The organism is Pseudomonas sp. JDS08PS003, from assembly GCF_045013505.1.
Taxonomy (GTDB): Bacteria; Pseudomonadota; Gammaproteobacteria; order Pseudomonadales; family Pseudomonadaceae; genus Aquipseudomonas; species Aquipseudomonas protegens_B.
The window spans coordinates 1,156,638-1,169,698 of sequence record NZ_CP120724.1; the positions used below are offsets into that span (position 1 = coordinate 1,156,638).

A 13,061-nucleotide genomic window follows, 5' to 3' on the forward strand; every position below is an offset into this window, starting at 1 on the left:
AGCCCCCCGTCAGAGTCCTGCTATGCGGGGTTCGCAGGCGCGGGGCTTTTTTGTATGATGTCCGACCCGCGCGCACAGGGCGCCGATTGAGGTTGAGCATGCAGGCCAACGAAGTGAAGAGCTTTCTTGAGGGAAAGCTGCCCGGAGCTCAGGTAGAAGTTGAGGGCGAAGGCTGCAACTTTCAGCTGAACGTGATTAGCGACGAACTGTCGGCCTTGAGCCCGGTGAAGCGTCAGCAAAGCATCTATGCCCATTTGAATCCATGGATTGCCGATGGCAGCATCCACGCGATCACTATGAAATTTTTCAGCCGCGCGGCCTGGGCCGAGCGCACCTGAGCCCAAGGGCGTCGAGACTGTTATGGATAAATTGATTATTACCGGCGGCGTTCGCCTTGATGGCGAGATCCGCATTTCCGGGGCCAAGAACTCCGCGCTGCCGATTCTGGCGGCAACCCTGCTGTGCGATGGCCCGGTCACCGTGGCCAACCTCCCGCACCTGCACGACATCACCACCATGATCGAGCTGTTCGGTCGCATGGGCATTGAGCCGGTGATCGACGAGAAACTGAGCGTCGAAATCGATCCGCGCACCATCAAGACCCTGGTGGCGCCGTACGAGCTGGTGAAAACCATGCGCGCCTCGATCCTGGTACTGGGCCCGATGGTTGCCCGTTTCGGCGAAGCCGAAGTGGCCCTGCCTGGCGGTTGCGCCATCGGTTCGCGTCCGGTGGACCTGCACATCCGTGGCCTGGAAGCCATGGGCGCAGTGATCGACGTTGAGGGCGGCTACATCAAGGCCAAGGCGCCTGAAGGCGGCCTGCGTGGCGCGAACTTCTTCTTCGATACCGTGAGCGTGACCGGTACCGAAAACATCATGATGGCCGCCGCCTTGGCCAAGGGCCGCAGCGTGCTGCAGAACGCCGCCCGCGAACCTGAAGTCGTCGACCTGGCGAACTTCCTGATCGCCATGGGCGCGAAGATTTCCGGTGCCGGCACCGATACCATCACCATCGATGGCGTCGAGCGTCTACATTCGGCGATCTACAAAGTGATGCCTGACCGTATCGAAACCGGTACCTACCTGGTGGCTGCAGCCGTCACCGGCGGCCGGGTCAAGGTCAAGGACACCGATCCGACCATCCTTGAAGCCGTTCTGGAAAAACTCAAGGAAGCGGGCGCTGAAGTTACCACCGGCAGCGACTGGATCGAGCTCAACATGCACGGCAAGCGCCCCAAGGCGGTCAACGTGCGTACCGCTCCGTACCCAGCGTTCCCGACCGACATGCAGGCGCAGTTCATTTCCCTGAACGCGATTGCCGAAGGCACTGGCGCGGTGATCGAGACCATCTTCGAAAACCGCTTCATGCATGTTTATGAACTGCACCGCATGGGCGCCAAGATCCAGGTCGAAGGCAATACTGCCATCGTCACTGGTACCGAGATACTCAAGGGCGCGCCAGTCATGGCCACCGACCTGCGGGCCTCGGCCAGCCTGGTGATCTCGGCCCTGATGGCCGAAGGCGACACCCTGATCGATCGCATCTACCACATCGACCGTGGTTATGAGTGCATCGAAGAGAAGCTGCAGATGCTCGGCGCCAAGATCCGCCGCGTACCGGGCTAGTTGCATGGGCACAAGGAGGTGCCCACAGTCGAATCTGTTCCACGTCGAGCCTGTCTTCAGGCTCGACGCATGTCTGGCGCCGTTTGCGTCCGGGCATCAGTCGCCGCATAAGGACTTACGTTACTCATGTTGACCATCGCACTGTCCAAGGGCCGTATCCTCGACGACACGTTGCCGCTTCTGGCTGAAGCGGGCATCGTGCCAACCGAGAATCCGGACAAGAGCCGCAAACTGATCATCCCCACGACCCAGGACGACGTTCGCCTGCTGATCGTACGTGCCACTGACGTGCCGACCTATGTCGAGCATGGCGCTGCCGACCTCGGGGTGGCCGGCAAGGACGTCCTGATGGAGTACACCGGCCAGGGCCTGTACGAACCGCTGGACCTGCAGATTGCCCAGTGCAAGCTGATGACTGCCGGTGCTATTGGCGCCGCAGAACCCAAGGGCCGCCTGCGTGTGGCCACCAAGTTCGTCAATGTGGCCAAGCGTTACTACGCCGAGCAGGGCCGTCAGGTAGACATCATCAAGCTTTACGGCTCGATGGAGCTGGCACCGCTGATCGGTCTGGCAGACAAGATCATCGACGTGGTCGACACCGGCAACACCCTGCGGGCCAATGGTCTGGAGCCTCAGGAACTGATTGCCACCATCAGCTCCCGCCTGGTGGTCAACAAAGCTTCCATGAAGATGCAGCACGCCCGTATCCAGGCGTTGATCGATACCCTGCGCAAGGCAGTGGAATCGCGACACCGCGGCTGATTCACATGCGTGGCCTTGAGCCGCGCCCATCTATCCGCGTCATAGCCAGAATGCTCAGGTGCCCACGCGGATGGCTTGGTAGTCTTGCGGCGCCTGAGCTTTGCAAATCCAAGCTTGCCCTTTTGTGCACTCGCCAATCATTGAGGCCTTCGCTATGACCGCTCCGACTGCAATTCGCCGACTCAACGCTGCCGACCCGGATTTCGCCCGTCATCTGGATCATCTGCTGAGCTGGGAAAGTGTCTCTGACGATTCGGTCAATCAGCGGGTGCTGGATATCATCAAGGCCGTGCGTGAGCGCGGCGATGCGGCGCTGGTGGAGTTCACTCAGCGCTTCGACGGCCTGCAAGTGGCTTCCATGGCAGACCTGATCCTGCCTCGCGAGCGTCTGGAACTGGCCCTGACCCGGATCACCGTGGCTCAGCGCGAAGCCCTGGAAAAGGCCGCGGCGCGGGTGCGCAGCTATCACGAGAAACAGAAGCAGGACTCCTGGACCTACACCGAGGCCGACGGCACGGTGCTGGGCCAGAAGGTCACGCCGCTGGACCGCGCCGGCCTGTATGTGCCGGGGGGCAAGGCCTCCTACCCGTCGTCGGTGCTGATGAACGCGATTCCGGCCAAGGTCGCGGGTGTCACCGAGGTGGTGATGGTGGTGCCGACCCCCCGTGGTGAAGTCAACGAACTGGTGCTGGCCGCCGCCTGCATCGCCGGAGTCGACCGGGTGTTCACCATCGGCGGCGCCCAGGCTGTGGCCGCGCTGGCCTATGGCACCGAAAGCGTGCCCCAGGTGGACAAGGTCGTCGGCCCGGGCAACATCTATGTGGCTACCGCCAAGCGCCACGTGTTCGGCCAGGTCGGCATCGACATGATCGCCGGCCCGTCGGAGATCCTCGTGGTCTGCGATGGCCAGACCGATCCGGACTGGATCGCCATGGACCTGTTTTCCCAGGCCGAGCACGACGAAGACGCCCAGGCGATCCTGGTCAGCCCGGACGCCGAGTTCCTCGACAAGGTGGCGGCGAGCATCGCCAAACTGCTGCCGACCATGGAGCGCGCGGAAATCATCAACACCTCGATCAATGGCCGTGGCGCCCTGATCAAGGTTCGTGACATGCAGCAGGCCATTGAAGTGGCCAACCGTATTGCCCCCGAGCACCTGGAGTTATCCGTGGCCGACCCGCAAGCCTGGCTGCCGCAGATCCGCCACGCCGGGGCGATCTTCATGGGCCGCCACACCAGCGAAGCGCTGGGGGATTACTGCGCCGGGCCGAACCACGTGCTGCCAACCTCCGGCACTGCGCGCTTCTCTTCACCGCTGGGGGTGTATGACTTCCAGAAACGCTCGTCGATCATCTTCTGCTCCGAGCAGGGCGCGTCCGAGCTGGGCCGAACCGCCTCGGTGCTGGCCCGTGGCGAGTCGCTGACTGCCCACGCCCGCAGCGCCGAATACCGCATCGTCGATGACCAAGACCAGGGGCAATGAACATGAGCAAATTCTGGAGTCCGTTCGTCAAGAACCTGGTGCCCTACGTGCCGGGCGAACAACCCAAGCTGACCAAGCTGGTCAAGCTCAACACCAACGAAAACCCCTATGGCCCGTCGCCCAAGGCCCTGGCGGCGATGCAGGCCGAGCTCAATGACAACCTGCGCCTGTACCCCGATCCCAACAGTGACCTGCTCAAACAGGCGGTGGCCTGCTATTACGGGGTGCAGGGCAACCAGGTATTCCTCGGCAACGGTTCCGACGAAGTCCTGGCGCACATTTTCCATGGCTTGCTGCAGCAGGATAAGCCGTTGCTGTTCCCGGACATCAGCTACAGCTTCTACCCGGTCTACTGCGGCCTGTACGGCATCGACTTCGAAGCGGTGCCGCTGGACCCGCAGTTCCAGATCTGCGTCGCTGACTATGCCAAACCCAATGGCGGGATCATCTTCCCCAACCCGAACGCGCCCACCGGCTGTCTGCTGGCCCTGGACGCAGTGGAGCAGATCCTCCAGGCCAGCCCGGATTCGGTGGTGGTCGTGGACGAGGCCTATATCGACTTCGGTGGCCAGACCGCCATCAGTCTGGTGGACCGCTACCCAAACCTGCTGGTGACCCAGACTCTGTCCAAATCCCGTTCCCTGGCTGGCTTGCGGGTGGGCCTGGCGGTGGGGCACCCGGATCTGATCGAGGCCCTGGAGCGGATCAAGAACAGCTTCAACTCCTACCCTCTGGATCGTCTGGCCATTGTTGGCGCAGCAGCGGCCTTCGAGGATCGCGAGTACTTCACCCAGACCTGCCAACTGGTGATCGACAGCCGTGAGTGGGTGATCGCGCAGTTGCAGGCCAAGGGCTTCGAAGTGCTGCCATCGGCAGCCAACTTCATCTTTGCCCGCCACCCGCAGCACGACGCAGCAGGTCTTGCCGCCAAGCTGCGGGAGCAGGGGGTGATCGTGCGTCACTTCAAGCAGGAACGGATCGCCCAATTCCTGCGGATCAGCATCGGCACGCCGGAGCAGAATCAGGCGCTGATCGACGGATTGGGGCAGCTCTAAGCCGCAAGCCGCAAGCTAGAAGCCCAGAGCAAATGCTTGGAGCTTCTCGCTTGCAGCCACAAGCTTGCCGCTTGTTGCTGCAGCCCCCGGCTGCCCTCATTCGTGGTGCGGTTCGCCGAGGAAGGTCAGGGAGCTGAACAGTCCGCGTGACGCCACATCCGGGTTGTCCTTGAGCGGCACTTCAAGCTCGGCAGCGATCACGTTCAGGCCTTCATTTCTCACCAACACTTGAGCGCGTCCCTGGGCATCGGTTTCGGTGCTCAGGGTGCTCGGTGCATTGCGGTAGTCTCCAATCAACTTGACCCCGGCCACGGGCTGCCCATCCAGCAGTACCCGCACCGGCAGGCTGTTGCCCTGGCCCACGGTCAGCGGGTCGACTTCCGGCAGAATCAGCAGTTTGAGCTGTTCCAGTTTGGGCAGCTTTGCCCCCGGCTGATAGATCGCCAGGCTGTACTTGAAGGTGTGGGTCGAGGCGATAGCCCCCGGGACTTTACTGCGCCCCTGGTTGATCCAGCGCTTGTCCGCCGTCTGCGACCACGGACCGTTATCCAGTGCCACGGCCAGGGCCGCCGGTGGTTTGAGTGGTTGCAGGCGCGCGTGGTCGGCCAGGCGTTGCACGCTCACCGGAATCATTCTGGCCGCGCCGTCGTAGGCCCAGGCACCGCTGACCTTCTTGGCCTTGAAGGCGTCGTCTTCGGCACCGTGGCCGTAGACCACTTCGATATTGCCGCGGCGCTGTTCGGTCCACAGACCGTGGGCCCAGGCCTGGGTTGTACCCAGCGTAGCGAGCAGGCCCAGAAGGGCGATTGATTTGAGGTTGTGCATGGCGATTTCCGGCTACAGGTTGAGTGTCAGGCTGACGGTGAAGTTGCGCGGCTCGCCGGGGTTGACCCAGTAGTTGCTGTAGGAGCGCTCGTAGTACTTCTCGTCGAACAGGTTGTTCAGGTTCAGGCCCAGGGTCAGGTTATCGCTGGCCTTGTAGTGAGCCAGCAGGTCCAGGGTGCGGTAGGCCGGCAACTCGAAGCTGCCTCCGGCCTCGCCCGAGCGATCGCCGACGTAGGTCAGGGCGGCGCCGACGTCCGAGCCTTTGAACCGGCCGTCCTGGAACTCATAGACGCCCAGCAGGCTGCCACTGTGTTTGGCCACGCCGAGTATGCGGCTGCCGGCAGGGATCGCCCGATCGCCCTTGGTGACCTCGGCATCGATCAGCGCATAGGCACCGATCACCCGAACCGCGTCGGTCAACTGGCCGGTCACTTGCGCATCGAAGCCCTGGCTGCGGGCCTTGCCCATGGCGCGGCTGGCGTCGGTGCCGGGGTCCAGGGCCAGGACGTTTTCCTTGTCGATATGGAAGGCGGCGAGGGTCGCACTCAGGCGTTCGTCGAACAGCTCGCTCTTGATCCCCACTTCATAACCGACGCCTTCCTCGGGCTTGAACGACTTGCCTGCCGCATCCAGCCCGTTGTTGGGCTTGAACGAGGTGGAGGCGTTGGCGAACAGCCCCAACTGCGGAGTCAGTTGATACAGCAGGCCGGCGCGCTGGGTCAGGGCGTCGTGAGTCTGGCGGCTGCGCTTGCCGGTGGTGTGGTCGTCGATCTTTTGCTCGAAGTGTTCAAAGCGGGCGCCGATCATGCCGCGCAGGCGGTCAGTGAAGATGATCTGGTCCTGCAGGTTGAGGGCCTGGCTTTCGACATGCTCGAAAAAGTCCGTGCCGGAGCGTTTGCCGTTGGGCTTGGCCTGACCGTAGATCGGGTCGTAGATATCGACGGCATAGGCGCCGCCGGCAATGGTGGTGACCCGCTCGTTCTTGCGGTAGTTCTCATATTCGCTGCCGATCAGCAGCTCGTGCTGCCAACTGCCGATGTCGAACAGGCCGCGCAGTTCCAGTTGGGTGATGCTGTCGTGCCAGTTGTTATCGCGCTCGCGGTAGCGCCGGTTGACTGTGTGCTGGTTGGCATTCAGCGGGCGGGTTTCCGAGGCAAAGCCCCACAACTTGCCTTCCTTGTAGTGGCTGGCCAGGCGCAGCTTCCAGCTGTCGTTGAGGTGATGTTCCAGGGCGGCCTGGAGCATGTTGTTGTGGTTGTCGATGTTGCCGTCGCTGGGTTCACCGAGGAAGGTCGAGCGCGAGACGCCGCTCCAGCGGTTGTTGGGCGCGACGATGCCGCGGTCGAAGGTCGAGCTGTGACGCACGAATTCGCTCTCCACCAGCAGGCTGGTGTTCGGGTTCAGTTGCCAACTGAAGGAAGGGGCGACGAACACCCGGCGGCTGTCCACGTGATCGCGGAAGCTATGGTTGTCCTCGACTGCCAGGTTCACCCGGGACAGCAGGTTGCCCTGGTCATCCAGTGGAGTATTGAGGTCCAGAGCGGTGCGGTAGCGATCCCAGCTGCCGGCGCTGGACTGCAGGGTGGCGAAAGGCTCGGGCTGGGGTTTCTTGGTGACGATGTTCACCGTGCCGCCGGGATCGCCTCGGCCGTAGAGGCTGGCCGCCGGGCCTTTGAGTACTTCGATGCGCTCGATATTGGCGGCATCCGGGGTGCTGGGATAACCGCGGTTGGCGCTGAAACCGTCCTTATAGAACTCCGAGGTGGTGAAACCACGGATGCTGTACTCATATAGGGTCAGCCCGCCGAAGTTGTTCTGCTTGGAGACTCCGCCAGCAAACTCCAGGGCCCGTTCGACATTGCTGCTGCCCAGGTCCTTGAGCACGCTGGCGGGGATCACGCTGATGGATTGCGGGATGTCACGAATGGCTGTGTCGGTCTTGGTGGCGCTGGCCGAGCGAGTGGCACGATAGCCTCTGACCGGGCCGGTGGCCGATTCGTATTCGGTGGTGATGCGGGTGGTTTCAAGTTCCAGCGACTGCGGTTCTTCGGCGAGCAGGGGGTCTGCCAACAGGCCTAGGGTCAGGCCTGCCAGGGGGAGGATTTTTCGGGACGTCATCGGGCTGTTCCAATAGCAATATTGAAACAATATAACATGACCAATGAGAATGTATGCTGTTAGCCCGGCATGGCCGGGCGCACATTCACTCTTCTTCTTTGACCGGTGCGGGTGGCGGACGCAGGCCGATTTCTGCGGTCAGCTTGAGCTCCTTGCCGTTGCGCATGACCTGGATCGAGACTTTGTCCGTCGGCTTGATCCGCGCCACTTGATTCATGGAGCGACGACCATCGCCGGCGGGTTCGCCGTCGATGCTGAGGATCACGTCTCCCAATTGCATACCGGCTTTCTGCGCCGGACCGTCGCGGAAGATCCCGGCCACCACGATCCCGGGACGCCCGGCCAGGCCGAAGGACTCGGCCAGCTCCTGGGTCAGCGGCTGCACTTCGATGCCCAGCCAGCCACGGATCACCTGGCCATGCTCGATGATCGATTTCATCACCTCCATGGCCAGTTTGATCGGGATCGCGAAGCCGATGCCCTGGGAACCGCCGGATTTGGAGAAGATGGCGGTGTTGATCCCGGTCAGGTTGCCGTTGGCGTCTACCAGTGCGCCACCGGAGTTGCCCGGATTGATCGCGGCGTCGGTCTGGATGAAGTCTTCGTAGTTGTTCAGGCCCAACTGGTTGCGCCCGGTGGCGCTGATGATGCCCATGGTCACGGTCTGGCCGACCCCGAACGGGTTGCCGATGGCCAGGGCGACGTCGCCGACGCGAACGTTTTCCGAGCGGCCGACAGTGATCGAAGGCAGTTTTTTCAGGTCTATCTTGAGCACCGCCAGGTCGGTTTCCGGATCGCTGCCGATGACCCTTGCCAGGGTTTCACGGCCATCCTTGAGCGCCACCACGATCTGTTCGGCACCGGAGGTCACGTGGTTGTTGGTCAGCAGGTAGCCTTCGGGGCTCATGATCACCCCCGAGCCCAGGCTCGACTCCATGCGCTGCTGCTTGGGCAGGTTGTCGCCGAAGAAGCGTCGGAACTGGGGGTCCTCAAACAGCGGATGCGCAGGCTTGTTGATCACCTTGGTGGTGTACAGGTTGACCACCGCAGGCGCGGCAATCACGACCGCATCGGCGTAGGACACGGGCCCCTGCTGGGTGCTGGTGGTTTGCGGAGCTTGCTGCAGGTTGACGTCCAGGCTGGGCAACCCGACCCATTGCGGATAACGCTGAATAATCAACAACGCGATAAGCACGCCGGCCAGTAGCGGCCAGCCAAAAAAACGCAGAGCCTTGAGCATTGAGCAAGTCCTGGGTGGTTACGAAGGGCTGCGCACGGCCCATAATGTCGCGCATTATACGAGGCCGCGCGCGCCTCTGAACGGGATATTTAGGAGTCTTTTATGGCCGTTGCCCTGAGCACATTGGTGGAAGAAGCGGACCGCTACCTGGGTAGTTCACGCATCGCCGACTACTGCCCCAATGGCTTGCAAGTCGAAGGACGCCCGCAGGTGATGCGCATCGTCAGCGGCGTGACCGCCAGCCAGGCGTTGCTGGACGCAGCGGTGGAGGCCAAGGCCGATCTGGTCCTGGTGCATCACGGTTATTTCTGGAAAGGCGAGAACCCCTGCATCACCGGAATGAAGCAGCGTAGGCTGAAAACCCTGCTCAAGCACGACATCAGCCTGCTGGCCTATCACTTGCCCCTGGACCTGCACCCAGAGGTAGGCAACAACGTGCAACTGGCCCGCCAGCTGGATATCACCGTGGAAGGCCCGTTGGACCCGGGCAATCCCAAGGTCGTTGGCCTGGTGGGCTCACTCAGCGAGCCCCTGACTGCACGGGATTTTGCCCGGCGAGTGCAGGAAGTGATGGGCCGCGAACCGTTGCTGATCGAAGGCAGCGAGATGATCCGCCGGGTCGGCTGGTGCACCGGCGGCGGCCAGGGCTACATCGACCAGGCGGTCCAGGCCGGCGTCGACCTGTATCTGAGTGGTGAGGCTTCGGAACAGACCTTCCACAGCGCCCGGGAAAACGACATCAGCTTCATTGCTGCCGGTCACCACGCTACCGAGCGTTATGGCGTCCAGGCCCTGGGCGACTACCTGGCCCGGCGCTTTGCCCTGGAGCACCTGTTCATCGACTGCCCCAACCCGATCTGACCTCGTGTAGGGGCCGGCTTGTCGGCGAAAAGGTCTTGAGCCTTGAGGTGCGTCTGAAAGCGCCTTCGCTGGCAAGCCAGCTCCTGCGTCGGCCGTCTGGTCAGGTGTTTTGATGCCTAACCGGGCGGTATATTCATATATCGTTTCGTTCTAGTTGGCGCCCTGATTAGAAGCAGGTCGCTGTGCTAGCATGCCCCGCTCGAACACGGCCCGATGGCCGTCCATAAGAAAGCTTTCGTGAGTAGCCATGGTCGACAAACTGACGCATCTGAAACAGCTGGAGGCGGAAAGCATCCACATCATCCGCGAGGTGGCCGCCGAGTTCGACAACCCGGTGATGCTGTACTCCATCGGTAAAGACTCCGCCGTGATGTTGCATCTGGCCCGCAAGGCGTTCTTCCCCGGCAAGCTGCCGTTCCCGGTGATGCACGTCGATACCCAGTGGAAATTCCAGGAAATGTACAAGTTCCGCGACCGCATGGTCGAGGAACTGGGGCTGGACCTGATCACCCACGTCAACCCTGACGGCGTGGCCCAGGGCATCAACCCCTTCACCCACGGCAGTGCCAAGCACACCGACATCATGAAGACCGAGGGCCTCAAGCAGGCTCTGGACAAGCACGGTTTCGACGCCGCATTCGGCGGTGCCCGTCGCGATGAAGAGAAGTCCCGCGCCAAGGAGCGCGTCTACTCGTTCCGCGACAGCAAGCACCGCTGGGACCCGAAGAACCAGCGCCCCGAGCTGTGGAACGTCTACAACGGTAAGGTCAACAAGGGCGAATCGATCCGCGTGTTCCCGCTGTCCAACTGGACCGAGCTGGACATCTGGCAATACATCTATTTGGAAGGCATCCCGATCGTGCCGCTGTACTTCGCCGCCGAGCGTGAAGTGATCGAGAAGAACGGCACCCTGATCATGATCGATGACGAGCGCATCCTCGAGCATCTGTCCGATGAAGAGAAAGCCCGCATCGTCAAGAAGAAAGTGCGTTTCCGTACCCTTGGCTGCTACCCGTTGACGGGCGCGGTGGAGTCCGAGGCCGAGAGCCTGACGGACATCATCCAGGAAATGCTCCTGACGCGAACTTCCGAGCGCCAGGGCCGGGTCATCGACCACGATGGCGCCGGCTCGATGGAAGACAAGAAACGTCAAGGTTATTTCTAAGGGGCTGTCATGTCGCATCAATCTGATTTGATCAGCGAGGACATCCTCGCGTACCTGGGCCAGCACGAACGTAAAGAGCTGCTGCGCTTTTTGACCTGCGGTAACGTCGATGACGGCAAGAGCACCCTGATCGGGCGTCTGCTGCACGACTCGAAGATGATCTACGAAGACCATCTGGAAGCCATCACCCGGGATTCGAAGAAGGTCGGCACCACCGGTGACGACATCGACCTGGCGTTGCTGGTGGATGGCCTGCAGGCCGAGCGCGAGCAGGGCATCACCATCGATGTCGCCTACCGCTATTTCTCCACCGCCAAGCGCAAGTTCATCATCGCCGACACCCCCGGCCATGAGCAGTACACCCGCAACATGGCCACCGGTGCTTCCACCTGTGACCTGGCGATCATCCTGGTGGACGCCCGCTACGGCGTGCAGACCCAGACCCGTCGCCACAGCTTCATCGCCTCGTTGCTGGGGATCAAGCACATCGTCGTGGCCATCAACAAGATGGACCTCAAGGACTTCGATGAAGGCGTGTTCGAGTCGATCAAGGCCGACTACCTGAAATTTGCCCAGGGTCTGAAGCTGCAGCCCACCAGTCTGCACTTCGTACCGATGTCGGCGCTCAAGGGCGACAACGTGGTGAACAAGAGCGAGCGTTCGCCCTGGTACACCGGGCAGTCGCTGATGGAAATCCTCGAGACCGTGGAAGTGGCGGGCGACCGCAATTTCACCGACCTGCGTTTCCCGGTGCAATACGTCAACCGTCCGAACCTGAACTTCCGTGGTTTTGCCGGCACCCTGGCCAGCGGCATCGTGCACAAGGGCGACGAAGTCGTGGTGCTGCCGTCGGGCAAGAGCAGCCGGGTCAAGTCCATCGTCACCTTCGAGGGTGAGCTGGAGCAGGCCGGCCCCGGCCAGGCCGTGACCCTGACCATGGAAGACGAGATCGACATCTCCCGCGGCGACCTGCTGGTGCATGCCGACAGCGTGCCGCCGGTCACCGACAGCTTCGAAGCCATGCTGGTGTGGATGGCTGAAGAACCGATGCTGCCGGGCAAGAAGTACGACATCAAGCGTGCTACCAGCTACGTGCCGGGCTCGATTGCCAGCATCGTTCACAAGGTCGATGTGAACACCCTGGAAGAGGGGGCGGCCAGTGCGCTGCAACTGAACGAGATCGGCAAGGTCAAGGTCAGCCTCGACGCGCCGATCGCCCTGGACGGCTATGAAAGCAACCGCACCACGGGTGCTTTCATTGTCATCGACCGCTTGACCAACGGCACCGTCGGCGCCGGCATGATCATCGCCCAGCCAGTGGCCCATGGCAGCGCCACCCACCACGGCAAGCTGGCCCATGTGGCCACTGAAGAGCGTGCTCAGCGTTTCGGCCAGCAACCGGCAACCGTGCTGTTCAGCGGCCTTTCGGGCGCGGGCAAGAGCACCCTGGCCTACGCGGTGGAGCGCAAGCTGTTCGACATGGGGCGCGCGGTGTATGTGCTCGATGGCCAGAACCTGCGGCATGACCTGAACAAGGGCCTGCCACAGGATCGTGCCGGGCGGACCGAGAACTGGCGTCGTGCGGCTCACGTTGCCCGCCAGTTCAACGAAGCCGGCCTGCTGACCCTGGCCGCGTTCGTGGCGCCGAGTGCCGAAGGGCGCGAGCAGGCCAAGGACCTGATCGGCAAGGATCGTCTGTTGACGGTTTACGTCCAGGCATCGCCTGCGGTGTGCGCCGAGCGTGATCCGCAGGGGCTGTACGCTGCCGCTGGGGACAACATCCCGGGCGAATCCTTCCCGTATGACGTGCCGCTCAATGCCGATCTGGTGATCGACACCCAGGCGCTGTCGTTGGAAGACGGCGTCAAGCTGGTGCTGGATCTGCTGCGTAAACACGGCGCGATCTAAGCCGTAGCAAAAAGCCCG

General features: G+C 62.2%; 11 protein-coding genes. 8 read left to right on the forward strand and 3 right to left on the reverse strand.

The features are described from left to right. Window positions 1–98: 98 nt before the first annotated feature. From P7C00_RS05200 to hisC, 5 genes are all read left to right on the forward strand, one after another. Complete coding sequence (locus P7C00_RS05200) at window positions 99–338, forward strand: BolA family protein (protein ID WP_011059280.1); 240 nt, start codon at window positions 99–101, stop codon at window positions 336–338. A gap of 22 nt (window positions 339–360) precedes the next feature. After that, on the forward strand, window positions 361–1,626 hold the full coding sequence (murA, locus tag P7C00_RS05205) for a UDP-N-acetylglucosamine 1-carboxyvinyltransferase (RefSeq protein WP_102861160.1): 1,266 nt from the start codon (window positions 361–363) through the stop codon (window positions 1,624–1,626). Window positions 1,627–1,752: 126 nt separating this feature from the next. Further along, window positions 1,753–2,388 (forward strand): ATP phosphoribosyltransferase, encoded by a 636-nt coding sequence (gene hisG, locus P7C00_RS05210; protein ID WP_011059282.1) that lies wholly within the window; start codon window positions 1,753–1,755, stop codon window positions 2,386–2,388. Window positions 2,389–2,542: 154 nt separating this feature from the next. After that, window positions 2,543–3,871: a histidinol dehydrogenase gene (gene hisD / locus P7C00_RS05215; RefSeq protein ID WP_011059283.1), complete on the forward strand. Its 1,329-nt coding sequence runs from the start codon at window positions 2,543–2,545 to the stop codon at window positions 3,869–3,871. Between the two features lie 2 nt (window positions 3,872–3,873). Continuing rightward, on the forward strand, window positions 3,874–4,926 hold the full coding sequence (gene hisC, locus P7C00_RS05220; protein ID WP_404938236.1) for a histidinol-phosphate transaminase: 1,053 nt from the start codon (window positions 3,874–3,876) through the stop codon (window positions 4,924–4,926). Window positions 4,927–5,022: 96 nt separating this feature from the next. On the opposite strand, the gene P7C00_RS05225 is transcribed toward hisC, so the two are convergent. The 3 genes from P7C00_RS05225 to algW all read right to left on the reverse strand — a co-directional run bounded on the left by P7C00_RS05225 (window position 5,023) and on the right by algW (window position 9,109). Then, the gene (locus P7C00_RS05225) at window positions 5,023–5,751 is read right to left on the reverse strand and encodes a DUF4198 domain-containing protein (RefSeq protein WP_404938237.1); all 729 of its coding nucleotides are present in this window, start codon (window positions 5,749–5,751) and stop codon (window positions 5,023–5,025) included. A gap of 12 nt (window positions 5,752–5,763) precedes the next feature. Continuing rightward, window positions 5,764–7,869 (reverse strand): TonB-dependent siderophore receptor, encoded by a 2,106-nt coding sequence (locus P7C00_RS05230; protein WP_404938238.1) that lies wholly within the window; start codon window positions 7,867–7,869, stop codon window positions 5,764–5,766. An 85-nt stretch (window positions 7,870–7,954) separates the two neighbouring features. Next, window positions 7,955–9,109, reverse strand: a complete 1,155-nt coding sequence (gene algW, locus P7C00_RS05235; RefSeq protein ID WP_346633613.1) for a Do family serine endopeptidase AlgW — start codon at window positions 9,107–9,109, stop codon at window positions 7,955–7,957. 102 nt (window positions 9,110–9,211) lie between these two features. Between algW and P7C00_RS05240 the strand changes: the two genes are divergently transcribed. The 3 genes from P7C00_RS05240 to cysN all read left to right on the forward strand — a co-directional run bounded on the left by P7C00_RS05240 (window position 9,212) and on the right by cysN (window position 13,043). Then, the gene (locus tag P7C00_RS05240; RefSeq protein WP_404938239.1) at window positions 9,212–9,970 is read left to right on the forward strand and encodes a Nif3-like dinuclear metal center hexameric protein; all 759 of its coding nucleotides are present in this window, start codon (window positions 9,212–9,214) and stop codon (window positions 9,968–9,970) included. A 247-nt stretch (window positions 9,971–10,217) separates the two neighbouring features. Beyond that, window positions 10,218–11,135 carry a sulfate adenylyltransferase subunit CysD gene (gene cysD, locus P7C00_RS05245; RefSeq protein ID WP_011059289.1) on the forward strand — a complete coding sequence of 306 codons (918 nt, stop codon included), beginning with the start codon at window positions 10,218–10,220 and terminating at the stop codon, window positions 11,133–11,135. A 9-nt stretch (window positions 11,136–11,144) separates the two neighbouring features. Then, window positions 11,145–13,043 carry a sulfate adenylyltransferase subunit CysN gene (gene cysN, locus P7C00_RS05250; RefSeq protein ID WP_346633612.1) on the forward strand — a complete coding sequence of 633 codons (1,899 nt, stop codon included), beginning with the start codon at window positions 11,145–11,147 and terminating at the stop codon, window positions 13,041–13,043. The last annotated feature ends 18 nt before the right edge of the window (window positions 13,044–13,061 follow it).